Consider the following 23,636-nt stretch of genomic DNA (forward strand, 5'->3'; position numbering starts at 1 on the left):
TCCAATTAGTGGCCATCAAACTCACAAATACTGTAGACCTTGACGCCAAGTTTCTCGAGACGTGCATCTCCACCGATTTCTGGCAGATTGATAACAAACGCAGCGTGTTCAACCTCACCACCGAGCTGGCGAATAAGTTTGGTCGTCGCCTCAATCGTTCCACCTGTGGCAAGCAAGTCGTCGACAACCAAAACCTTATCCCTTTCGGATATCGCATCGGTATGAATTTCAAGCGTATCCGTGCCGTATTCAAGTTGGTAAGATTGGGCGATCGTTTGGCGCGGCAGCTTACCGGGTTTACGTACAGGCACAAAACCAATACCAAGCTCTAAAGCGAGAGGCGCACCAAACAAAAAACCGCGAGCTTCAGTGCCAACAACCTTGGTAAAACCCATACCTTGGTACTTTTCGACTAGCACCTGAATCGCCGCCTTATACGCAGTCGCATTTTCCATTAGACTTGTCACGTCACGGAATACAATGCCAGGTTTGGGATAATCGGGGATGCTTTTGATGCTTGATTTGATTAAGGTAATGGTTTCAGTTGTCATAATTCATTTCTTAGATTGGCTAAGCTTATTATCTACAAAGTATTTAACAACAAGCATCAGCAAAGGCTTAAACGCGAACGCCGTTTAACTATGTCGCTAAACTCATTCGCGCTATGCAACCAATAATCACCTGCTAAAGCAGCAGGACACGTGTATGCAATCTTAGTGATTTTCTTGCCTATCAGCAAGGTGATCAATCACGGGTAAACGAATAAACCAAGTCAATAAAGTCATCAGCATCACCATAAGGGCAAGCTTTAACCAGACTTGAGAAACAATCCAAATAGAAAAGGAAAAGCTGGCCACCATGCACAGGGCGCCACGCACTTTGATTTTGCTGGTCACCGCTCGGTGCTGATGCCAGTTATCGAGAATAGGGCCAAAGGTTTTATGTTCGTGTAACCAACGATGAAACCTTGGACTACTGCGCATAAAACAAGCGCTGGCGAGAAGAACAAACGGTGTTGTCGGAAGCAGGGGCAAGAAAATTCCAAAAAAGCCGAGCACTAAACTCACACTACCGACAATATTTAAACCCAATCTTCGAATATCTATGATGCGCTCCGGTTAATGTTTAAAAACCTGCATATCCGTTAAATACTCGAATCCAAGTAAGGGTTGCAGGAAGGGTGGGAATGAGGAGAACCGCAATAAATCCCAAAAAATAAAAGATATTATACGGCTCTTTAAAATTTTCGTCTGCCATAGGATTGCTTCTCTTGTGTTAATACTGTGTATTTTATCCTTCGTTAATCTTTCGTTAACGTATTGGAACATTTTTGTGTGGCGGACTATAACTCAAAAAAGTCACAACAAACACCGTAAAAACATAAGGTTATTTAATGTTACTCTATGAGCTAAGCACTACCGCCACGGAATATATCCAAACTAAAGCTGCTTGAACCCAAACAGCCTAATGTCAGCTGACACGCCGCCTGAATGGGCAAGTCAGGCGTTATAAAGTTTTTAATACAGTGTTCACCAAGTTTGGCTCCTGCTGCAATATGTTGGGAGAAGTACCCATTTGACCATTGAGCATCAAGGCCAGCTGGTAGCAGTGATAAGGTTCCTTCAGACACATCAGCGATTCCAAACATTGCTTTTACGGGGCTGGCACACTCTGCGCACTCCATACCCTTTTCAAGTAAATCGGCAATATCTTTCAAATCGGCATTAAAGCTCTTTAAATTACGCAAGTAATCATGGAATAACGCTCTAACCAGTAAGGTTGTTGCAGCACCATATTGTCCTTCACTGGCCGAATCAACGATATAGAAAGCAAACTGACCATTCATCAGCCACGCGTAGTCGTAGACTAAAGGCATGACATCGGTTGATTGCAACAAACGGTAATTGCATTTCCAGTCACCTTGCGCTGTGTCTTTATCCGGCAACAGAGCATGCAGCAAATCTTTGGCAGCACTTGGGTTATCCTGCAAATATTCTAAATGCCAATGCAATTCTTGCTCTTCTGGCACATCCCCGCTGTCAATTCTAAACCACTGACTCGCAAAATCTCGCTGATCACACAAGTGGTTGTCGGAGTCATACAAGGTATTTTCTATGGCACCGGCCAAATGATCTGGATTGGTGATCGGTTTGGGGAGGAAGTCTTTGATGCCAAAGCGCAGCGCTTGCGCCACATCAGCCATCTCATCAGTTGCTGATACAACAATCAGCGGGAGAGAGGGGTACTCCAGACTCACTTCTTCAACAAACTCTATGCCGTCGAGCACAGGCATTGAGAGGTCACACAAGATTAAATCTGGCTCAGTTTCTCTGAGCTTTTTGAGACCTTCTAGTCCATTCTCTGCTTCCACGACCTCATGACCTTGCGCTTCAATAAAGCCACCAGTAAGCTTTCGAAACACAGGATCGTCGTCAACGATCATGATAAGCTTTGTCCCAGAAGCCGGCTGGGTTGAGGGCGTTGTCGCCACTTCGTAAGATTTATGCATACACCTTGGCCTCACACAACTATAAACGTACAACTGTTAGTGTTATTTTTGTAATTGTAAACGGTTTCAAACACTCATTTAAAAATAGCCGCGAAAGTGTATTTATACAAATCTTCCACTTTTCGCGCATGTTGAATACTATATGTAGCTAGAGTTAAAGATCATAAAACTTGTTGATAATACTCAGACTTAGGCATCTGATATTTGTATAAGTTCACCCAATTAGCAAAAAATGTGTCGGAAATAATGAAATTAGACGATCTCAACCTTTTTAGGCTCGTTGTTGAAAACGGAAGCTATACTGCGACATCTCGCAAAACTATGATTCCGGTTGCGACAATTACCCGACGCATACAAGCGTTGGAAGAAGCTCTTAACCTCAGACTGCTCAACCGCCATGCGCGTAAACTTTCTCTTACAGAAGCGGGCGAACGATTTTACAGTGAGTGTTCTCCCCTACTCAATCGACTGACAATAGCAGCAGAAGAAATTACCGATGAGTGCAGAGGAGCGGCGGGCAAAATTCGTGTATCTGCTCCCTCGAACCTTACCAAACGCATGATGATGCCAATATTCAGCGCATTCATGACCAAATTTCCGGATATCAACCTTGAACTGACCACCAGTAACCATGCTGATCAGCTTGATCCAACGGAATGGGATGTCATTTTTCGTGTTGGGCCGCAAAGAGATTCAAGCCTGATTGCACGCAAAATCGGCTCAGTTGAAGATATTTTAGTGGCGAGCCCTGACTATCTTGCCAATCACCCAGAGCCAAAGCATGCAGAAGATCTGCAAAATCACTCTCTTTTAAAAGGTGCTCCACTATTAAAATGGCAAATCACCAACAGTAGCGGCGAGACAGTGATTAATAATGATAAAGGTCGTTTCCAAGCCAATGCGCTAGATGTAGTTCGAAGTGCATGCTCAGATGGTTTGGGGATCACACTGATGCCGGACGTTATGCTTAAGGAACACATTGAGGATGGGAGCCTTACCCGGATTTTAGAAGAATGGAGTGCGAACCCTCGCGATATTTACATGCTATACAATCACAAGGACCATCTGCCTGAAAAAGTCCGTCTATTGATAGATTTTGTGATTGAATATAAAGATAGCTAATTTGTCACTCATACAATGATGACAAAAACTTAGCCCCAAACCTGACGTTCAGCTTTGGGGCTAAGATTACAAGTATTCCACAAATTTACTCAAGTCACGCTCAGGCACTTTCATTGGAGTGCAGCCCGGCGTTCCAAGATACAGAAAACCAACAATCTCATCTTCACCTTCCAGGCCAAACGCACGGTGAACACTGTCATGGAACATCCACTTACCAGAGCGCCAAAAGCCCTGAAAACCTTGCGCAACTGCTGCCATCTGCATTGCATGTACTGCACACCCAGCAGAAAGATGCTGCTCCAACGCTGGCACTTTCTCGTGCGGAGTCACTTTAGCAATTACAGTGATCACCATAGGCGCTCGAAATGGAGCGTTTTTCAGCTTTTCCAATACGCTTTCATCACTGTTTTCTACTTTTGCCGCCGCAACCAAAATATCCGCCAGTTTAGTCAGCCCTTCCCCTTGAGAAATGACAAATCGCCAAGGTGTTAGACTGGCATGATCTGGCGCTCTCAGACCAGCTCGAATGATATTTTCAAGAGCTTGGCCTTCTGGAGCAGGGTGAGACAACTTGGCGATTGAGCGGCGATTAAGCAGCAAATCTAAAGCATCCATTTGAAATTCCTAGTGAGTTCTGATGTGAGCCGATCATAACCTTAGGTGACAAAAAAGGCGAACCTTACCGCTCGCCTTTTTACACTCATAAACAATTACTCGTAGAATGGTTTGTTCAAACCTGCGCGAGTTAATAGCCCATCACACGGAGCAAAGCGGTCGCCATACTTCTGTGCATGTTGGTTCATCAGCTCTATCACTTTCTCTAAACCAAGCTGGTCCATGTATCGGAACGGTCCACCCAAGAATGGAGGGAATCCTATACCAAAAATGGCACCAATATCACCGTCACGTGGGCTACGGATAATGCCTTCTTCCAAACACCGCACGGCTTCATTTAGCATGGGCAATACGCAGCGCAGAGCAATGTCTTTCTCGCCTGATTTTACTTCGGGAGTCAAACTCAAAAGCTTGTAGACGGATTTATCCACCTCTTTCTTCTTGCCTTTGTAGGTATAAAAGCCTTTGCCACTCTTTCTCCCTTTGCGATTATCATCAAGCAAAGTATCGAACACATCTGGTCCTCTGAACCGCTCCCCTAACTCGCCAACCAAAATAGGCATAATTTTAGCGCCAATATCAATACCGACTTCATCGAGTAAGGTAATAGGACCAACTGGGAATCCAAAGTTTAATAAAGCTTTATCCAAATGCTCTATCGGTTCGCCTGACATCAAGACTTGAGCGGACTCGTTCATGTAAGGAGCAAGAATACGGTTGACATAAAAGCCAGCGCAGTCTTTGACAACGATAGGCGTTTTGCCTTGCTTGCGAGCAAATTCGACCACGGTAGAGATAGTCTCATCAGAGGTGCTTTGATGAGGAATGATTTCCACCAATGGCATTTTTTCTACAGGGCTAAAATAGTGCAGCCCTACCACTTTCTCCGGACGCTGTGCCTTTTCAGCAATCTTATGGATGGGTAAAGATGAAGTATTAGTAGCAAAAATGGTGCTATCTTTAGCATTCGCTTCAACGTCAGCCACCATTTGCTGCTTTAATTCCAAATCTTCAAAGACTGCCTCAATCACTATATCGGTGTGATTAAAACGTGTGAAGTCCACCCCACCAGAGAGTTTTAGCATATTCGACTGAAGCTTAGCCTTAGACAAAATACGGCGTTTGCGCTGCTTATTAAACAACTTGTAGTTGTACTTAAGCGCATTGAGAACCCCGTCATTGGAGACATCTTTAATTCTCACAGGTACTTTCGCTTTGGCCACAGATACATGGCTTATCCCTGCGCCCATCAAGCCGCCACCCAGTACAGCAGCCATGCCAACATCTTTTGGCTCTGCTTGAGTTCCTTTTTCTTTCTTCATCTCTGTTGTGGCAAAGAAAATGGAGCGTAACGCTTTCGATTCAGGTGTCATGACCAAATCGCCAAATCGCTGCGCCTCTTTGACTTGCCCTTGTTCAAAGCCTTTTTCTAAGCCATGGCGCATTACATCCAAAATAGCTTCAGCAGCTGGATAATTGCCACGGGTTTTGTCATGCGTTTTTTTCGCCGCCTGCTCAAAAATCACTTTGCGGCCCAAGCTAGTGTTAGAGATAAGCTTTTCTTTGGTTGACACCTTGCGCTTGGCTTGTGATTTACCAGCATGTTTCTCAACAAAACTTCTGGCCACTTGCAGCAAAACGCTCTCTGGCACAACCGCATCAACCACGCCCAATTTTTTCGCCTTAGCGGCTCTTAACTGTTTACCTGTGAGAATCATATCAAGCGAGGGAAGCAAGCCAATTAAACGAGGCAAACGCTGCGTACCGCCAGAACCTGGCAGCAAACCCAATTGCACTTCAGGAAGTCCCAAACGCGTTTTATCAGAAGTGGTGCAAACGCGATAATCACAAGCTAACGCAAGCTCCAAGCCACCACCTAGACATGGACCATGAATCGCAGCGACAACAGGAAAAGGCAAGTCAGATAATTGCTGGAACATTGTCTGCCCTTGAACAGCGAGATCTTTTGCTTGTTCTGCACTGGTGCAAGCATCAAGCATGCGCACATCCGCACCAGCGATAAAGTTATCTGGTTTAAGAGAATGGACAATCAAGCCCTTAATGGTTGAGATGTTTTCTTGCAACTGAGTAAATATGGCCTTCATATCGTCAGCAAAAGCCGCTTGCAAGGTATTCATTTTCTCACCGGGGACATCAATCGATAGCCAAGCAATGTTTTGTTCATCAACCTTTAGTTCAAATGCTTTTTGTTCACTCATTACTCAACCTCCAAAACCATAGCTGCACCCAAGCCACCTGCTGCGCAGGCTGTATTTAACGCCAAGCCTCCGCCGCGCCGTTTAAGCTCTCTTAACGTTTGAGTGATCATACGCGCGCCCGTTGCGGCAAATGGATGGCCATAGGCTATTGAGCCGCCAAGTACATTGAATTTATCCATGTCAATGTCACCTATCGCTTTTGCTCGGCCTAGTTTCTGTTGCGCGAAGTCGTCTGAGGCAAACATTTTGACATTCGATAAGGTCTGAGCAGCAAAGGCCTCATGCATATCGATCAAAGTCAGATCCGATAGATTAATGCCCGCTCTATCAAGAGCGAGAGGTGTGGAATAAGACGGGCCCATTAACATATCCATCTCAACCCCAATCGCAGAAAAGGCATAAGAGCGTATGTAACCCATCACCTCTAGGCCTAACTCTTTGGCTTTCCCTTCACGCATTAACATGATAGCCGCCGCGCCATCGGTAAGCGGAGTACTGTTTGCCGCTGTCACGCTGCCATATTGACGGTCAAAAGCCGGGCGCAGCTTGGCGTAACCTTCCAAGGTTGAATCATGGCGAACGTTATTATCTTGAGAAATCCATTGTTTGTAGGGCTCAGGAAAAGCCGTCATGACCTCTCCTTCAATCTTGCCGTCTTTCCACGCCTTGGAAGCAAGAGAATGAGAGCGATGGGCAAGCGCGTCCTGTTCTTGACGGGTAATGCCATGAGATTTGGCCATCTGCTCTGCGGTTTGCCCCATAGACAAGCCAGTGGAGTACTCAGCCACGGCAGGAGGGACTGGCATAAGATCTCTAAATGAAAGGTTTTTAAGCAATTTAAGCTTCTGACCCATGGTTTTGGTTTTACTCAGCGCAAGAAGATTAGCAGCCAGTTTCTTTGACACACCAATAGGCAACACTGAAGAAGAATCTGCACCACCAGCAATACCGATATCAATCGTCCCTGCCATGATACTTTCCGCCACATTAACCGCAGACTGAAAACTGGTTGCACAAGCTCGGGTCACGCTGTAGGCATCGGTATGGATGTTCATTCCCGTACCCAGCACAATTTCTCTCGCGATATTTGGCGCTTCGGGCATCTGAACCACTTGGCCAAAAACAACTTGATCAATCAGCTTAGGGTCAATTTCAGTCCGTGCCATCATTTCGCTCACCACCATCTTGCCGAGATCGACGGCGGGGACTTGACTGAATTCCGTGCTTTGACGTGCAAACGGCGTACGCAAACCCGCAACCACCGCAATGCGCTCACCCGAGCGCGTTTTCACTTCCTGCTTGCCCATTATTTCTCCTTTACAAAATAGAGGTCAGACCAGAAGCATTGTAACTAGAATGTTAAACGAATCAAACGCTCGTTTAATTAAACGTGATTTGGAGTGGAAAAGCGAGAGCTCATGCGTCAGAAGCATTAGGTAAAAAAAACCACACAAACTTGTGTGGTTGGAAAACAAACCAATTAACTCACGTTAATCGAAAATAATCAGTGTCCTGATTAAGGAGAAAATAAAGCCAGCCTTCAAAAGGAAATGCCACCTTGCTCAACAAGTCGGCCCAAAGGCCAACCAGATGACAAGAGCTACTATAATCTGTGTTTAATATTGAATGTTGAAATAGATCAATTTTATGTTGGTTTTTTAACCATAAAATTGAGTGAAATCGTACGCTGGTCTGATAAGTCTAGAGAATGTTTGATTAAATACTCAGTAAATCATACTCTTCTAAGGCCTAGAATTAGGTATATGGTCAAACCACAGAGCAAAATTGGAGGCTCATGTGTCTGTTATCAATTTTTTTGGAAAGAAAAAGTCGAGTCCTCCGGTCAACTCGGATATGGACAGACAAAGAAAGTACGAAGCGCTGGTAAGAGCGTATCATAGAGACTTATATCGCTACGCCTATTGGCTGTGCAAAGACCAATCGGTCGCAGAGGATCTTGTCCAAGAAACCTGTCTTCGGGCTTGGAAGTCGCTAGACAGTTTACAAGATGAAAAGGCGGCAAAATCTTGGTTGATTACGATATTAAGACGCGAAAACGCGCGCCGCTTTGAGAGGAAACAGTTTGATCTGGTTGATATTGATGACCATGCCAATGATGCAAAAGTCAGCGATGCACCCTATCACCAAACCCAATGGGTGCAGGCACAAATCATGAAACTGGAAGAAGAATATCGTGAACCTCTCTTTTTGCAGGTTGTCGGAGGGTTCAGTGGCGAAGAGATCGGTGAGATCCTTGGTCTTAATAAGAACACAGTGATGACCCGTCTTTTCAGAGCAAGGAACCAACTGAAGGACATGTTAGATACAGAAAACAGTCATCGAGGACAGCAAAATGGATGAGTTAGAATTCCGTCGTCGTATTATGTCCGACCCAAAAGAGCGGGACGGCGATATCGTCGAAGCCATAAAAGCAGACAGCGCCAACGGCAAGTTTGCCGAAGATGTGCTTGAGCTTGATGCTCATATTGCCAAGGCGATGGCGGTCGATGTGCCCGAAGATCTGGTCGATCGCATCCTGTTTCATCAAACTTCCCACTCAGAGTCTAATGTGATTAGGCCCACTTTTGCCAAACGTGCTATGGCCACAGCGGCCTCTATTGCTTTTGTGTTTGGTCTTTTGGTTGGGCAAGTTAACTGGGGCAATATTGTCCTACCGCCAGCACATGCCAGCATTGAAGATATTGCCATTAAGCATGTGATGGCCGAAAAGCCATTTGTCACCGGTATCGACGAAAATGTGCCCTCTTCACAGATCAATGCCAAGATGATGCCTTTTGATCACCAATTTGAGGTTAATTTCCCTTACCATGTCTATTACCTCAATCATTGTGGCTTTGGTGACACCAATGCACTGCACATGGTGTTTCAAGGCGAAAAAGGCAAAGTGACGTTATTTTTCACCAGTATGCCTTCCAAGCAAACGGTCGACTTTGAGCAGCAAGGCATGGCAGGTGTGGTCGAACCGATTGGTAACACTAGCTTGATCCTTGTGGGTGAAGATGGTGAAAATGTCGCCAACATCGCTGAAAATATAGCAAACATCATCAAACCTATGAGTTAACCAAATTTTAACATTTTGTGAGCTGTATCATGGCTTAAGCCTCTCGCCTAAGCCATTTTTTTTGCTCAAAAATAGAGTTTAAACTCTAAAAAGTTTGTTTTTACCTGTAAATCCTGCCAAATGGCTTTCATTTCTACAATTTTACAAACCAACTCGGTAATGGTCGGATTTCTATCTTTTATACTGGGTGTCTAGGATTTGCCACCGTTGAGTGAAAGCTCAAGTAAGACGTCCGCGAGAGGCGAAACAAAGGAAAAGTATGATGAATAAGACACGTCTGTTTAAGAAATCTCTTCTAGCCGTGACCATTGCCAGCACCACACTGGCTTCGCAGCAAGCTCTCGCTGCAGGTTTCCAGCTTAACTCTCAGTCTGCCACAGGCCTTGGCCGTGCCTTTTCGGGTGATGCTGTAATTGCCGATAATGCTTCAGTGATGGCGCGTAATGCCGCCGCAATGACTCTGTTTGACTCAGACCAGTTTTCTGGCGGCATCAATATGATTGATACAGATATTGAAATAAAAGATATCTCCTACAGCGGTAGTTCAATTAACGATGTGACCAACTCAAGCAATACCCCGGTTCCCAATATCTATTACATTCATAAACTTAACGACCAATTTGCGATTGGTGCAGGGATATACTCAAACTTTGGTACTAAAAATAATTTCCCTGGAGACTTCGGTGTTGGTACCGGTAACGCAGGTGCCTCTCTTCCAGACGCAAGCATCTTGGGCGGCACAACCGAGATAGAAACCATCAACTACACGATTAATGCGGCTTATCGCATTGACGAGCAGTGGAGCATTGGCGGTGGTATCGATATTATTCAGGGTAGCGGTAAACTGCGCCGTGATGCTTTTAATAACCTAAATGTTAATGCCGTCAATATAGATGCCGACGGAATTGGAATCGGATTTAATCTAGGTACTGTGTTTGAGCTTGATGAAAACAATCGCTTCGGCCTTGCCTATCATTATAGCCCTGAGGTAGAAGCCTCCGGAGATGTCTATCTGAACGGTAGTTTCTATGGTGGCACTGCAAATACCAATATTGCTGAAGGTCAAGATGTCTTACTGCCTCTGCCTAGTATGCTTGAATTCTCTGGCTACCATCGTATAAAAGATACTAAATTTGCGGTACATTATAGCTTACAGTGGATCGGCTGGGACACCTTTGATAGCCTTAAAACCAGCGGTGGTACAACCATCAAAGATTACAATTGGCAAGATGGCTACCATATCTCTTTGGGCGGGACTTACTACCTAGATAATAATTGGACACTGCGCGCCGGTTATATGCATGATACGGCCGCTCAAGATAAGCTAACATCCATCTCAGTTCCAGATTCAGATCGTAACTGGTTCTCATTCGGTGCAGGGTATGCGTTTGATAAACACCACTCTATCGACTTTGGCTTTACCTACCTAATGGGTGAAGACGTTAAGGTAACAGAGAATGTAAGTACGGTACCTTTAACCGCTACTACACGGGCAGATGCCATGCTTTACGGGCTTCAGTATAGCTACAGCTTCTAAGCTAAATGCTTTAACCACACAAAGGGCCATCTAGTATGGCCCTTTTTCGTTTCCATATCTCATTCAAACCCTCAGCTGATTACTTTCAGCCTACAGTTGTGCTGCCAAACCGCCTTTTCACAACACGTGTGTTCGCCGAGTTAAAGAAAAATAAAACCACGAATCAGTGATTTATATAAGAATTCACCTTAGTGGCAATATTTTATCGCAAAGATAACCGCTAAGGTGCTTTTTGTTTTTAAAGTATTAACTCTAATTTTAATATCGTCTGACATTTATTAATAAGTCAGCGACAAATTACCATGAAAACAAGAATTACTTTTCTCTCCTTAGCTGTGGGCGCAGGCCTTATTTCTGCTTCACATACAGCCACAGCGGCTGGTTTTCAATTAGCCGAATACTCGGCAACGGGCCTTGGCCGCGCCTATGCTGGTGAAGCAGCGATGGCAGATAACGCCAGCGCACAGTGGCGAAACCCAGCTATGCTCACCTATCTTGATGGCACCCAATTATCGCTTGGCGCTATTTACGTCAACCCCAATGTGGATGTCGATGGTACAGTAGACGGCTCTAAATCATTGAACCCAAGCTTACCTACGACCTATGCGTCTAAATCAGATTTTGCCGATGATGTGATTATTCCTAACTTTTATCTCTCGCATCAATACTCGGATCAAGTGGCGATTGGCTTTGCGCTGGGCACCAACTACGGGATGGAAACTAATCTGGGTAATGATTTCGCCGCCGCTCATTTTGGCAATCAAGCCAGCGTTTCCACAATGGAAGCTAACCTCAACGCTGCCTATCAAATCAATCAAGACCTGAGTTTTGGCGGCGGCGTTCGCTATGTGATGGGCGAAGGCAGCTTTGGCGCAAAAGCACCAGTAACCAATGCTCAAGCTCTACCCCAAGGTACTGACCTTAAATATATGGAAGGCGATGATAAGGCTTGGGGCTGGCAAGTTGGCACGGCGTGGCAAATCAACCAAGAGCACCGTATTGGCTTTAGCTACAAATCCAAAGTTCAACTTAAACTTGAAGGCTATGCCACAGGCACAGGATTTGATTCAAGCCTAAGTAATGGCAATCGCGATAATGGCAGTATGGATCTTGCCCTGCCCGCCACAGCAGAGCTGGCAAGCTTTCATCAACTGACAGAGAAACTCGCCATTCATGCCAGCCTAAACTGGACTAATTGGAGCAGCTTTGAAAAGTTAGAGGCCCAGTTAGATACATTTGGCAGCAAAACGGTCAAAGTTGAAAACTGGCAAGATAACTATCGCTTAGCACTGGGCGCAACTTATCAGTTTGACCCTAAATTGGCACTTCGCACCGGTATTGCCTATGACACGTCGGCGGTGAGTGATAAAAATCGCACCACTACTATCCCAGAAACCGATCGCACTTGGCTAAGCCTAGGCGCAAGTTACGACTGTACTAAAAACTTTACCCTAGATGTTGGATTAACCTACATCCTAGCCAAAGACGCGCCAATCACAGAATCACGTGGCTATGCCTCTGACGATACCGCGCAAGCGCTAGCTGGCCAGTTTGTTGGTGAAACGAAAGGGAATATTTGGCTTATCGGGGTTCAGACCAGCTATCGATTTTAAGCAAGCCACAGCTTTAATCTAAATTGGGATGAAAAAAAGCTTGGTCAAATGACCAAGCTTTTTCTATTAGAAATCTTCATCAAGATAGTCGTCAAGATAGGCTTCTTCTTCTGCATCAAATTGTTCGGGCTTTTCAATCTCAGCATTGAAATCCTGATTTTGCAGATAAGCATCTCGCGTTAACGCGTATGGATCAGGTGAGTTCTCAAGCATAGCTTCTTGGGAGACTAAAGCAGCTCGGGTTTCCATACCTTCAAGTGCCCACTTGCCAAGTCCTGCCCAAATATTTAAGAGAGACAGAGGGACATAGGTGCTGTCGACTAAGTCGGCAGATTCTCTCACCGTCCAAGGCCCATATCCAGGCACCATAACATAAGGGCCATTACCTACACCATAATGCCCGACGGCATCACCAAACGACTTATTATTATGATGCGTGATACCCGCAGCAGAGGCCACATCGATCAGGCCTAATAAACCAAAGGTACTGTTAATCCAAAAACGGTTAAAGTGGTCAATTGCCTTGTGGCCATTACCCATCACCAAGTTATTGATGACACTCGCTGGCTCATCAAGGTTACTTAAAAAGTTTGCAATACCTTGGCGAACAGGATCAGGAACATAATTGACATAAGCCAAGGAGACAGGCCGCACAAAGTAAGGGTCTAAGTAGTCGTAGTTTACCGCCCACATACTGCGGTTGAAACCCTCAATCGGGTCGTTAACCTCTGACTCACCGTGCGCTGAGTCTTGAGGCGCGCTGGCGCACCCCATCAAAAACATGACACCACAAAACATTGCCCACATCTGGGGCTTAATACTATTCATTGTTCTAACTTCCAAACAAAGGCCGGCACTATTTAGTACCGGCCTTCTATCAATTTATTGCGCGAATAAGCTTGGTTAATATTGCTTATTAATACTAACCGTAACAGGTTGACCAATTTTAACGACTTCGCTTTCACCAAACCAGTCCCCTTGCTTAGTCGCTACGTTGCCGTCAGAATCGAGGCGAACACGTACCATAAGTGACTCCAGTGAGGATAGCTTACGATCTTGCAACATACTATTCGTATCATCAAGAACTACGGTTTGAGGAAAACTCCCCAATGGGTACCTTGCCGCCGCGACTGGCATAGGTGAGCCATCAGCGGTATGAACCGAGACAATCAACGCCGAATCTTGGTAAAGTTTTACCTTTTCACTCAGTGAGATAGAAACAGAGACTGACGTATTACTGACCGCGGAATCACCCAATTGTTCCTGAGCATTATCAATACTGCGCGTTAACATTTGATAACGGCTATCTTCAGGCCCAATCATACGTTGCATCACCTTCCAGTAACGTATGGCAGCAGTATAATCTTCTCTTTCGTACGCGTCGAATGCCAATAATGAGAATACTCGTAAATCGACGTAATCATTTTGCACTAATTGGCCAAGGATGCGGCGCGCAAGAGTCTGATCAAGTTCATCTTGCGACAAGATTAGAGCTTGAGCGTAACCTAGTTTGATATCAGCATCGTCAGATTTCATGGCATAGGCTTTTTTCATCGCGCCAATAGCGGTCACGACATCACGATTGGCCAAAGCTATTCTGCCGAGCAAGAGCCACCCTGTTGAATCATCGGGGTGATAATGTAAGCGGGTACGCAAAGCAAGCGTTAGATCGCGCATTTCATCATCACTTAGCGCAGCCCCTTCAGGCACCAATAACTTCTTAGACAGCGCAGGCAAGTTCGCACTGACTTGTTGCCAATCTTCTACCTTAGCTGACGCGCCGAATTTAAAGTACATGGCGTATGATAATGCGATGATAAACACCATTGAAGGCAGCAAAATAGTCATAGGAGATATCGCCACTGAGCCTCTCACTGCGTTTTGATCAGGAACATCATCTAGCAGTGACTGTTTAAGATCATCAACTAATTCCTGCTGATCATCGACTAAGCCCTCTTGGGTTTCTTCGGCAAGCTCAGATAGCCTGTCTTTATACAGCGCCTTATTGAGCTCGTCACGCAGCACATCATCAATATTGTTTTTTCTGCGAATAAAAGGAATGCCCATCAAAATCAGGCTAAGCAAGATAAGAATGGCTGAAGCTATCCAAAATAACGTCATTACTGCTTATCTCCATCATCATCTTGTTGTAAAAGAGCTTTAAGGCGCGCTTCTTTGGCTTGATTCCAACTCTCGTCCTCATTTATCAGAGCCTGCTTTTTACGCGAACGCACAAAAATAAAGCCAAAACCAAACATCACCACAAAAATTGGCCCAAGCCATAAAATGGCAGTCGCAAGAGTAAATGGCGGCTTATAGGTCACAAAGTTGCCATATCTCGCCACCATGTAGTCAACAATATCTTGCTTGGACTTACCTTGTTTGGTCATTTCATATACTTTTTGCCGTATATCGACGGCCAATTCCGCGTTGGAATCTGCGATCGTATTGTTTTGGCATTTAGGACATCTAAGCGTGCTACTCAGCTCTTTAAACTGCTGCTCTTGCTCTAAATCCTCAAATTCATAGATTTGAATCGATGCGTGGGCTGCAAAAGACAAAATGGCGCTGAGTAAGATGAAAAAGAAAGTATTTTTCACTGTTTAGCCTCCGCAACCAACTTGTCATAGATAGGTTTAATGTCATCGTTCCAGCTGCGATCACCGACATTGCTAGCATGACGATAACGAATCACGCCTTGAGCATCGATCAAAAAGGTTTCTGGCGCTCCATACACACCCAAATCTAGGCCAAGCATGCCAGTGCCATCAAATAGGCTTATCAAATAAGGATTACCCAGCTGGTTAAGCCACTTAACGGCTTTGGTGCGGTCATCTTTATAGTTCATGCCAATGATCTTAACACCCTGCGAGGCCAGCTTATTGAGGTACTGATGCTCCACATAACAAGTCGAGCACCACGTCGCCCACACATTTAAAAGTAAAGGTTCACCTTTGAATATGGATTGATCGTAGAGCTTGCCTGGCTCTGCAAGATCTTCAAGCTTAAATTGAGGTACTGGCTGACCGATAAGCACAGATTCAAGCTTGGTCGGATCGTCACCGTGAGAGTTTCGAAACAATTGCGTGGCGAAGACACTGACCAAGGCCAAAAACGCAACTAGAGGTATAAAGAGTAATTTTTTATGCATCACGCCTCCTGCATTTTTGCACTTTTTCTAAAGCGATAACGTTTGTCACTAATGGCAATCACACCGGCAAGCGCCATAAGTAGAGCCCCAGCCCAAATCCATCGCACGAAAGGTTTGTAGTAAATTCGCACCGCCCAGGATTTATCATCATCTAAGCGCTCACCCATTGCGATATAGAGATCCCGCGTAAGACCACGATCGATTGCCGCCTCTGTCATCATGGAACGTGCTGTGCGATAAAAGCGCTTCTCTGCATGCAAAGTGTTTAAGTACTCCCCTTGGTAACTGACCTTAAAGTCCGCAACAAAGCCATCATAGTTTGGCCCATTCTTATCTTTTATCCCTTTAAAGTAGAAGTCATACCCTTGGATGTTGTAGCTTTGACCCGGCGCCAAACGAACATCACGTTCAATACTGTAGTTTTGCACCATGGCAATACCGATGATGCTGACAGCAAGGCCGATATGACCGAACATCATTGCCCAATGACTACGCTGAAGCTTGGTGACACCGACAGTAAAACTGTGTCTGTGGGTTGCTCTCTGGTGTAGCTCAAAACCGTGCATAAAGATGATCCACAGTGCCATCACCCAACCGATATAAGCCATAAACTGGAAGAAATCGGCAAGTAATGCGACTAAGACATAAGCCAAAATCAATGAGGCTAGCCCAGAAACCAACATGGGTTTGGCTACGCCCGAGAGGTTGTCTCGCTTCCATCGAATAAGTGGTCCAATCCCCAAAAAGAACGCAAAGGGTACCATCAGCCATGCAAACAAGAGGTCGAAGAATGGCGCACCAATAGATACTGAGCCCAAACCTATTTGTTTGTGCACAAGCGGGAGTAAGGTGCCAATAAGCACCACCACTAAACCGGCAATCAGCAAGACATTATTGACCAGCAGCGTGTTCTCTCGAGACACAAGTTCAAAGTGACCACGCGAGCGCACTTTAGAGCCTTTAACAGCAAACAAGAGTAACGAACCACCTATCACAAATACCAAGAAAAGAAGAATGAACATGCCCCGTGAAGGATCAGAGGCAAATGCATGCACAGACACCAAGATTCCCGAGCGAACTAAGAAGGTACCCAGCAAGCTCAACGAAAACGCAGAAATAGCTAAAAGCACAGTCCAAGCTTTAAATGTGCCTCGCTTTTCTGTTACCGCGAGTGAATGCATTAGCGCAGTACCTGCTAACCATGGCATAAAGGAAGCATTTTCTACTGGATCCCAAAACCACCAGCCACCCCAACCTAGTTCGTAGTAAGCCCACCAAGAACCTAGAGCAATTCCTAGAGTCAGAAACAACCAAGCCGCGGTAGTCCAAGGCCGTGACCAACGTGCCCACGCCGTATCCAACCTGCCTGTCATTAATGACGCAATCGCAAATGAAAAGGCCACGGAAAAGCCCACGTAACCCATATAAAGCATAGGAGGATGAATAATTAGACCAGGGTCTTGCAATAAGGGATTAAGGTCGCGCCCGTCAACAGGGAAGAAAGGTAAGGTCCTTAAAAAAGGGTTTGAAGTGACAATAATAAACAGAAGAAATCCTACGCTTATCATCCCCATCACAGCCAACACTCTCGCCACCGATTCCTGAGGCATACCTCGACTAAAAGTTGCAACGGCTACTGTCCAAATGGCTTGAATTAAAACCCAAAGCAACAAAGAGCCCTCATGAGCCCCCCAAACAGCGGTCAGGCGATAATACCAAGGCAACTGACTATTTGAGTTGGTTGCAACATAAGTAAGGGTAAAGTCGTTGGTATAAAATGCCCACAACAGCACGCCAAACGACAAAGCAAGCAACAGAAACATACCCCAAGACAGTGGCCTTGCGGTGTTCATTAGTAAGATGTTATTTCGTGAGGCGCCAATTAAAGGCAGGATACTTAATAACACTGCCATCGCCAGTGACACGATAAGGGCAAAATGACCAATCTCAACAATCATTGACCACTTCCTTGTTTTTGTTGCTGGGTATACTCAAGCGGCTGGTGGTTTTTTTTCATTGCTTCAGCAATTTCTGGCGGCATGTATTCTTCGTCATGCTTGGCAAGCACCTCAAAGGCTTCAACCGTGGTGGAATTTTTTAGTACTCCTTGGGCTACAATACCTTGCCCCTCTCGAAATAAATCCGGAAGAATCCCATCATAAAGCACTGTCACTTTAGGGCCGACATCGCGTAGCTCAAACGAGACTTTAAGTGATTCAGGGTCTCTTTTTACTGACCCTTTGACCACCATACCGCCGATACGTAAGCGCTGGCCAACTGCCGGCTTTGTTCCATCAGGCTTACCATCAACTAACTCGCTAGGCGTATAGAATAGGTCCATGTTCTGATTTAGGGCATAAAGCATAAGGCCCATAGTCGCGCTCATACCAACGAAAATAGCGAGTACTATCCCCAGCCGTTTTTTACGCCTCGGATTCATAACGTATTCTCCATATTTTTCGCGGCATCGATTCGAGCTTGTCGATCAATTTTTGACTGGACTTCTTCGAGTAATTGGTTGCCACGGCGCAGACTGAGCAGAAATAGGATCAGCATTGAGGCAAAGGTAATACCAAAGGCACTCCATACATAAGCCGAGTATCCTCCCATCGCCAGAAAATCGCTTAAAGACTCAAAATACATTGGATTATTCACCTCCCTGAAGTCTAGCTTTGGCCACAGACGCCACCCACGGACGATGGCTCTCTTTACTTATGATTTCATTGCGTAAACGAACCATGGTCAAGGTCGCAAAGAAAAAAGCAAAACCGAGAATATTAATCAAAAGAGGCCATAGCATATCGCTAGCAATAGATGGTTTCGCAAATTTAGTGATCGTTGCACCTTGATGAAGCGTGTTCCACCACTCCACAGAAAAATGGATAATAGGCAGATTGACCACTCCGACAATCGCCAAGATACCCGCCGCTTTGGCTGCTGTCCTCTGGTCATCAAAGGCCTGATAGAGCGCAATCACGCCCAAATAAAGAAATAAGAGAATTAACTCAGAGGTAAGGCGAGCATCCCATACCCACCATGCACCCCACATAGGTTTGCCCCATATGGATCCTGTAACTAGTGCTATAAAGGTATAAACCGCTCCGATAGGAGCCATCGCTGAAGCGGCCATATCAGATAACTTCATTTGCCATACCAAACCAATAAAAGCAGCGATAGCCATAGACATATACACGCCCATCGACCAAATGGCAGCTGGAACATGTATATAGATTATTCGAAAGCTATCACCCTGTTGGTAGTCCGCAGGAGCAAAAGCCAGCCCCCATAACGAACCTAGAGATAAAAGCAGTAACGACAATATCGCAAACCAAGGTAGCAACTTACCACATAGACGATAGGCAGCTTCAGGCTTAGCATAAGGATGGAGCCACTTCCACATTGTTATTCTCACTCTCACTTCAATGTTGTTTTGGTCTCTGTATCTGACCGATATATTGTTATTATGTCGCCTAGGGAAAAAAGGATGTCTTGTTCTTGATCAACATCCACTAGTTAACGCTTACTCTAAGAGCAGAGGCAATAGCAAACGGTGTTAAGGTTATTGACCCCACTAACATAGCCCCAAGAATAGCCAACTGACCTTTATACGCCATTCCCAAAGACGCGGCATCAATTGCAGATGTCGCAAATATCAATATTGGGATATACAGCGGCAGAACAAGCAAACTCAGTAGCACCCCACCTTTTTGTAACCCCACAGTCAAAGCAACACCAATTGCACCGATAAAACTTAATGTTGGCGTACCAACGAGCAAAGTTGCTACGACTGCTAACCATGAGTTGAAATCTAGAGAAAGTAGGATGGCTAAAAGTGGACTGATCAAAATAAGGGGGAGTCCAGTCAGCATCCAGTGGGCGATCACTTTAGAAATAACAACCACTGGCAGAGGAAAAGGCATCAACATCAACTGCTCCAATGCTCCGTCCTGAAAATCATCTCTAAACAATCTTTCTAAAGAAAGGAGTGCAGACAAGAGTGCTGCCACCCAAACGATACCTGATGCAATACGAGCCAACAAATTAGGTTCAGGCCCAATGCTTAAGGGGAATAAGGTGATGACGATAATGAAAAACCACAGCGGGTTAAAAATATCTGCCTGACGACGAAAGGCTATCAGAAGTTCTCGCTGAATAATGCGATTCATTGCTGCAAACATGGCTCATTACCTAAAGTGATCTTTTTCAATCTCGGGTGGTCAGTAAACATATCCTGATGGGTCGTCAAAAGGACGATACCTCCCTTATCAATATGCTCAAGAAAAAGTGATTCTAGAACCCTAACACCTTGCTTATCAATCGCGGTCAAGGGTTCGTCTAAAATCCAAAGCTTGTGCGGGCTGAGCCATAAGCGAGCAAGAGCTACCCGACGCTGCTGACCAGCAGACAATTTAGCCACTGGCACATCTTCACGCCCCACCAACCCAACTTTCATTAAAGCCTCGTATATGCTTGCCTTATCTATTGAGTGCTCAGAATGAAGGTTAAGATAGAAGCGTAAGTTTTCATAAGCGGTCAATTCACGCTTTATGCCTGTTTGATGCCCCAAAAACAGCAAATCTTGATGAAAGGCTTCTCGGTTTGATTCAATGCTTTGCCCGTTCCAAAACACGTTGCCACTTTCACGTTCAGCAAGTCCAGTGATAATACGTAATAAGGTCGTTTTCCCCGTTCCGTTTCGACCTTCCACTTGCACTAAATCACCATTATTAAGCGTAAATGAAAGTGACTCAAACAACACTTTATTGTCTCTAACGGCAGTAAGCTGGGATGCTTCTAACATGTATATTCGCTGCTTAAAATCAATGGCGCTATAGTAACACAGCCATACTGACACTAAATAGAATTAGGCCGCAGTCCATCACGAAACACCGTAATTTTATGTAAATAATCTGCCATATTTCATACAAATACAGGCTGAGTATTAACACTTGGACACAAAAAAGGATGCCTGTGGCATCCTTTGACTTCGTATTAAGATTTTTTCCTAGCTCTTTTGGATACTGAAGACTGACTACCCTGAGAATCAGAACTAAGAGGAGGCACTTTCTCTTTACCTGCTATTTTTTTTTGCAAAGAGAGCATCAATTCAGCTTCAGCTTTAGGCAACTCACATTCTTCGATAAGTTCATTGACGTCAGCGCCAAGTTGCACCATCTTAGTCGCCCTTGAATACAGACGTCCGTCACCATCTTCTTGCTCAAGTTCGGCAATCCTCTCATTGAGGTGCTGGATAATATCTTGCTGTTCGCTTACCCTTTGCCCCAACCCAACCACTACAGAGCGGACTTCAAGAAGCTGCTTGTTCGCTTTCTGTAACTCTTTGTCTAAATACCGACTCTTCTGCTGCCAATGATCTGATGTAACACTTTGATTTTTCTTCAACCGAAATGTGAAGACTGCCAAGAGTATAACCATTACCAATGCAACCACTCCCGCTATTGCAGGAGCATTGGTCAAAACAACTGCTTCCATTATAGATGAGCCATCTCATCCCATTCTTCATCAGTTAGCAGTTTGTTCAAATCAACAAGAATGAGCAATTTACCATCACGGTTGCTAACACCCTGAATGAACTTAGCACTTTCGTCAGTACCCACACTTGGAGTGGTGTCGATTTCAGAAGACTTCAAGTACACAACTTCTGCCACGCTATCTACTAGAATGCCTATCACTTGGTGCTCAGACTCAATCACGATAATTCGAGTATTATCCGTGATTTCGCCTTCCATCAAACCAAAGCGTGAGCGGGTATCAATGACAGTGACAACATTACCACGCAGGTTGATAATCCCAAGAACATAATCTGGGGCACCTGGTACTGGAGCAATCTCTGTGTAACGCAGTACCTCACGCACTTGCATTACATTGATACCATAGGTCTCTTCTTCTAGTTGGAACGTCACCCACTGAAGTACTTCGTCGTTTGACTGGTCCTTTCTCACTTCGACTTCATTCGTTTGAGACATACCTATTCCTCTCTAAGCCAAAATCGGCATAAACGTTTTATTTGTCCAAGGCTTTTACATCAAGTCCTGCATTAAGCATAGCTATCAATGCTTCAACATGGATCAAAGCACACATTTTTTCTTTGACCATACCCGCCAACCAAGGTCGTTTCCCTGCAGTTTTACGCCAGCGCACCTTGCCTGGATCTAGCGACTCCGTCCCCATAAGTTGAGTCGAAGCCAATCCCCACATACTTTCATCCAGCATAACAATATATTGATATTCATCTTTGTAATTTTCATCGGATAGCTTCTCAGACATAACCCATTTTGCCGTATCTACCACATCAAGCTGTGCGTCTCGCCCTGTTTGTAACCCCAAATACCAATCTGGACGACCAATAAGATGATTAAGTTCAGCAATTCGATGAATTCCACCTAATTCATCAAGAGAAACGGCAAAAGTCACGCCGTTTACATCAAAATATAGAACCTGGAACTCTTGGTCGCGTATGGTGGAACGCCAAACTCCTGATTCACCATCACCTGACTTAACTTGTGGCTGTTCAGAAACCTCTTCGACCGTTTCAACTTCTGGTTGTGCTGGTGCGATCTCAATCTCTGGCTGCGCTACTTTCTTAGCGACTACTTCTTCTTGGGGTTCTACATCAATCTCTGGTGCTAAGTTTGGCTCTTCAGTGGGCCAGTCTTGTACTTCTTCAACAACCGTATTGGTTTCTGATATCTGATCCGTATTTTGCTCCATCACTTCTTCAAGCTGGAGCTCGGCGACTGGGTTAGTTGACTCCAACTGTTCTAAAAGTCGCTCAACATCATCAAGATTGGGTAATTCCACCTCCACCGCAGGTGGAGCATAGTTAGACTCTTCTTCTTGTTGTGGCAGCGCAGCAGGCTCCAACTCAAACATTGGATCCGTGTGGTTTTCTGGAGAGTCTAACTTTTCATCAACTTCTAATGATTCATCCAAGAGCGCTGAAAAATATTCTTCCAGCGCCTGTTCACTTGAGATCAAGGTGTTGCTACTCATTCACAGCCAACCTTTCTAAATAAATTAACAGCTGTTTATAGGCAAAAACTCCACGGCTTCCAGAAGCAAAATGTGATACTGGAAGATGCTTTAAACTCGCGTCTCTGAACTTGGTATCAATGGGAACTGCCGATGTCCACACCTGTTCAGGGTATTCTTTTTTCAACTTTTGCAACGTCTGTAAGGATGCATTAGTCCGTTTGTCGTACATAGTCGGAACAATGGTGACGTTAAATGCGTTATCGCGTGATTTCTGCATTATGGCTAACGTTCTCACCATCCTCTCTAACCCTTTCATCGCCAAAAATTCGGTCTGCACTGGAATTAAGATTCGATTACTTGCTGCCAACGCATTAACCATCATCACTCCGAGTATAGGCGGACAATCAATCAAAACATAATCATAGTGTTGTTCAATCGCCATTAATGCTCGCTTGAGTATCAACCCCATACCGCTTCTATTACCCATTACTCTGTCTAAAGTCGCTAGAGACATGTGAGCAGGGACAATGTCTATACACTCTACATCCGATTTCATTATCAGAGGCAACACCGTATCTTCACTGAACTCTTTTAATTGAAAAAGGTCAAATAAACTTACCTCGACGCCATCAGGATCATAGCCCAAATATGTGGTCAGAGATGCATGAGGGTCAGTGTCGACTAACAACACACGCTTACCCTGCTTGCTTAGCAATCCAGCAAGTGTAATGGTCGTTGTCGTTTTGCCAACACCGCCTTTCTGGTTTGCAATACTCCAAACAATCATGCGTT

General features: G+C 44.9%; 25 protein-coding genes. 5 read left to right on the forward strand and 20 right to left on the reverse strand.

The window, feature by feature from the left end; all coding sequences use genetic code 11:
* Positions 1 to 5 precede the first annotated feature (5 nt).
* The 3 genes from apt to FIV01_RS10185 all read right to left on the reverse strand — a co-directional run bounded on the left by apt (position 6) and on the right by FIV01_RS10185 (position 2,509).
* The gene (gene apt / locus FIV01_RS10170) at positions 6 to 551 is read right to left on the reverse strand and encodes an adenine phosphoribosyltransferase (RefSeq protein ID WP_152430900.1); all 546 of its coding nucleotides are present in this window, start codon (positions 549 to 551) and stop codon (positions 6 to 8) included.
* Positions 552 to 713: 162 nt separating this feature from the next.
* Positions 714 to 1,079: a YbaN family protein gene (locus FIV01_RS10175; RefSeq protein WP_152431713.1), complete on the reverse strand. Its 366-nt coding sequence runs from the start codon at positions 1,077 to 1,079 to the stop codon at positions 714 to 716.
* Between the two features lie 329 nt (positions 1,080 to 1,408).
* Entirely contained in the window at positions 1,409 to 2,509 is a 1,101-nt protein-coding gene (locus tag FIV01_RS10185) for a response regulator (protein WP_152430901.1), read from the reverse strand.
* Between the two features lie 246 nt (positions 2,510 to 2,755).
* Between FIV01_RS10185 and FIV01_RS10190 the strand changes: the two genes are divergently transcribed.
* Positions 2,756 to 3,631, forward strand: a complete 876-nt coding sequence (locus FIV01_RS10190) for a LysR family transcriptional regulator (protein WP_152430902.1) — start codon at positions 2,756 to 2,758, stop codon at positions 3,629 to 3,631.
* Positions 3,632 to 3,697: 66 nt separating this feature from the next.
* Here FIV01_RS10190 and FIV01_RS10195 read toward each other — a convergent pair whose 3' ends face one another.
* The 3 genes from FIV01_RS10195 to fadI all read right to left on the reverse strand — a co-directional run bounded on the left by FIV01_RS10195 (position 3,698) and on the right by fadI (position 7,772).
* Positions 3,698 to 4,246, reverse strand: a complete 549-nt coding sequence (locus FIV01_RS10195; RefSeq protein ID WP_152430903.1) for an NAD(P)H nitroreductase — start codon at positions 4,244 to 4,246, stop codon at positions 3,698 to 3,700.
* A gap of 95 nt (positions 4,247 to 4,341) precedes the next feature.
* Complete coding sequence (gene fadJ, locus FIV01_RS10200) at positions 4,342 to 6,465, reverse strand: fatty acid oxidation complex subunit alpha FadJ (RefSeq protein WP_152430904.1); 2,124 nt, start codon at positions 6,463 to 6,465, stop codon at positions 4,342 to 4,344.
* Positions 6,465 to 7,772 (reverse strand): acetyl-CoA C-acyltransferase FadI, encoded by a 1,308-nt coding sequence (gene fadI, locus FIV01_RS10205; protein ID WP_152430905.1) that lies wholly within the window; start codon positions 7,770 to 7,772, stop codon positions 6,465 to 6,467. The genes fadJ and fadI overlap by 1 nt, the downstream gene beginning before the upstream one ends.
* 478 nt (positions 7,773 to 8,250) lie before the next feature.
* On the opposite strand from fadI, the gene FIV01_RS10210 reads away from it, so the two are divergent.
* From FIV01_RS10210 to FIV01_RS10225, 4 genes are all read left to right on the forward strand, one after another.
* Entirely contained in the window at positions 8,251 to 8,826 is a 576-nt protein-coding gene (locus FIV01_RS10210) for a sigma-70 family RNA polymerase sigma factor (RefSeq protein ID WP_152430906.1), read from the forward strand.
* A complete protein-coding gene (locus FIV01_RS10215; protein WP_152430907.1) occupies positions 8,819 to 9,547 on the forward strand; it encodes a DUF3379 domain-containing protein in 729 nt (242 codons plus the stop codon). The genes FIV01_RS10210 and FIV01_RS10215 overlap by 8 nt, the downstream gene beginning before the upstream one ends.
* Positions 9,548 to 9,809: 262 nt before the next feature.
* On the forward strand, positions 9,810 to 11,084 hold the full coding sequence (locus tag FIV01_RS10220; protein WP_152431714.1) for an outer membrane protein transport protein: 1,275 nt from the start codon (positions 9,810 to 9,812) through the stop codon (positions 11,082 to 11,084).
* A 302-nt stretch (positions 11,085 to 11,386) separates the two neighbouring features.
* Positions 11,387 to 12,697 carry an outer membrane protein transport protein gene (locus FIV01_RS10225; RefSeq protein ID WP_152430908.1) on the forward strand — a complete coding sequence of 437 codons (1,311 nt, stop codon included), beginning with the start codon at positions 11,387 to 11,389 and terminating at the stop codon, positions 12,695 to 12,697.
* 66 nt (positions 12,698 to 12,763) lie between these two features.
* Here the strand turns inward: FIV01_RS10225 and FIV01_RS10230 are convergent, their stop codons facing one another.
* The 14 genes from FIV01_RS10230 to FIV01_RS10295 form a co-directional block, all read right to left on the reverse strand.
* Entirely contained in the window at positions 12,764 to 13,525 is a 762-nt protein-coding gene (locus FIV01_RS10230; protein WP_152430909.1) for an MlaA family lipoprotein, read from the reverse strand.
* Between the two features lie 75 nt (positions 13,526 to 13,600).
* Positions 13,601 to 14,818, reverse strand: a complete 1,218-nt coding sequence (ccmI, locus tag FIV01_RS10235) for a c-type cytochrome biogenesis protein CcmI (RefSeq protein ID WP_152430910.1) — start codon at positions 14,816 to 14,818, stop codon at positions 13,601 to 13,603.
* Positions 14,818 to 15,297 carry a cytochrome c-type biogenesis protein gene (locus FIV01_RS10240; RefSeq protein ID WP_152430911.1) on the reverse strand — a complete coding sequence of 160 codons (480 nt, stop codon included), beginning with the start codon at positions 15,295 to 15,297 and terminating at the stop codon, positions 14,818 to 14,820. The genes ccmI and FIV01_RS10240 overlap by 1 nt, the downstream gene beginning before the upstream one ends.
* Entirely contained in the window at positions 15,294 to 15,848 is a 555-nt protein-coding gene (locus FIV01_RS10245) for a DsbE family thiol:disulfide interchange protein (protein ID WP_152430912.1), read from the reverse strand. The genes FIV01_RS10240 and FIV01_RS10245 overlap by 4 nt, the downstream gene beginning before the upstream one ends.
* A complete protein-coding gene (locus tag FIV01_RS10250; protein WP_152430913.1) occupies positions 15,848 to 17,806 on the reverse strand; it encodes a heme lyase CcmF/NrfE family subunit in 1,959 nt (652 codons plus the stop codon). The genes FIV01_RS10245 and FIV01_RS10250 overlap by 1 nt, the downstream gene beginning before the upstream one ends.
* Positions 17,803 to 18,288 (reverse strand): cytochrome c maturation protein CcmE, encoded by a 486-nt coding sequence (gene ccmE, locus FIV01_RS10255; RefSeq protein ID WP_152430914.1) that lies wholly within the window; start codon positions 18,286 to 18,288, stop codon positions 17,803 to 17,805. Before ccmE ends, FIV01_RS10250 begins: the two co-directional genes overlap by 4 nt.
* The gene (gene ccmD / locus FIV01_RS10260; protein ID WP_152430915.1) at positions 18,285 to 18,491 is read right to left on the reverse strand and encodes a heme exporter protein CcmD; all 207 of its coding nucleotides are present in this window, start codon (positions 18,489 to 18,491) and stop codon (positions 18,285 to 18,287) included. Before ccmD ends, ccmE begins: the two co-directional genes overlap by 4 nt.
* Before the next feature lie 4 nt (positions 18,492 to 18,495).
* The gene (locus tag FIV01_RS10265; protein WP_152430916.1) at positions 18,496 to 19,248 is read right to left on the reverse strand and encodes a heme ABC transporter permease; all 753 of its coding nucleotides are present in this window, start codon (positions 19,246 to 19,248) and stop codon (positions 18,496 to 18,498) included.
* Between the two features lie 109 nt (positions 19,249 to 19,357).
* Positions 19,358 to 20,026 carry a heme exporter protein CcmB gene (gene ccmB, locus FIV01_RS10270; RefSeq protein WP_152430917.1) on the reverse strand — a complete coding sequence of 223 codons (669 nt, stop codon included), beginning with the start codon at positions 20,024 to 20,026 and terminating at the stop codon, positions 19,358 to 19,360.
* Entirely contained in the window at positions 20,011 to 20,649 is a 639-nt protein-coding gene (ccmA, locus tag FIV01_RS10275; protein ID WP_152430918.1) for a cytochrome c biogenesis heme-transporting ATPase CcmA, read from the reverse strand. Before ccmA ends, ccmB begins: the two co-directional genes overlap by 16 nt.
* Positions 20,650 to 20,840: 191 nt before the next feature.
* A complete protein-coding gene (locus FIV01_RS10280; RefSeq protein ID WP_152430919.1) occupies positions 20,841 to 21,341 on the reverse strand; it encodes a DUF2802 domain-containing protein in 501 nt (166 codons plus the stop codon).
* A complete protein-coding gene (locus FIV01_RS10285; protein WP_152430920.1) occupies positions 21,341 to 21,835 on the reverse strand; it encodes a chemotaxis protein CheW in 495 nt (164 codons plus the stop codon). Before FIV01_RS10285 ends, FIV01_RS10280 begins: the two co-directional genes overlap by 1 nt.
* 37 nt (positions 21,836 to 21,872) lie before the next feature.
* Positions 21,873 to 22,862, reverse strand: coding sequence for a chemotaxis protein CheW (locus FIV01_RS10290; RefSeq protein ID WP_152430921.1), 990 nt, complete (start codon positions 22,860 to 22,862; stop codon positions 21,873 to 21,875).
* A complete protein-coding gene (locus tag FIV01_RS10295) occupies positions 22,855 to 23,631 on the reverse strand; it encodes a ParA family protein (protein ID WP_152430922.1) in 777 nt (258 codons plus the stop codon). The genes FIV01_RS10290 and FIV01_RS10295 overlap by 8 nt, the downstream gene beginning before the upstream one ends.
* Positions 23,632 to 23,636 lie beyond the last annotated feature (5 nt).

The sequence above is a fragment of the Vibrio aquimaris genome (assembly GCF_009363415.1).
Classification (GTDB): Bacteria; Pseudomonadota; Gammaproteobacteria; order Enterobacterales; family Vibrionaceae; genus Vibrio; species Vibrio aquimaris.